General features: G+C 29.9%; 1 pseudogene. It reads right to left on the minus strand.

The annotated features are described in order from the left end of the window. Window positions 1-206: 206 nt before the first annotated feature. Window positions 207-472, minus strand: a pseudogene (locus tag CDOM15925_RS09920) (pyridoxamine 5'-phosphate oxidase family protein); the annotation flags it as partial.

The following is a 472-nucleotide window of genomic DNA, read 5'->3' on the forward strand; positions in this document are numbered from 1 at the left end:
TGTTTTATCCTTTTTTGATATAAATACTTAGATAGATAAATTAATAATCACTATTATATTTTGTTTAATATTAGCACTTCTTTTCTTAGACGTAAGTTAAATTTGAGCTATTAGTAAATAATATTTTAATAATATTACAATAGTGATTTATTTTTACTGGTCGGTAGAGATAAATTTGTATGCGAATAAAAAATATATCTTAATTTTTACAAAATTTTAGCTTTTGCGCTTAGAAACTTTATTTTAAGCTCGTAAATATAAAGATGATTTAGCCCGTGATACGCCACAGTTTCAAACGCACTCATATATTCAGGCGTATATTTTTCACAAAGTAGCCGTAAAGCTTTGATTTTCTTAGTATCCTCAGCAACAAGATAAGCCTTAGTCTCAGCTATCGCGCTTTTGTATTCGGTAGTAAAGACCCTGCTTGCAAGTCTCGCTCCATCATCCTTCATCGCCTCAAATTCAGCAT

The organism is Campylobacter sp. RM15925 (assembly GCF_012978775.1).
Lineage (GTDB): Bacteria > Campylobacterota > Campylobacteria > Campylobacterales > Campylobacteraceae > Campylobacter_A > Campylobacter_A canis.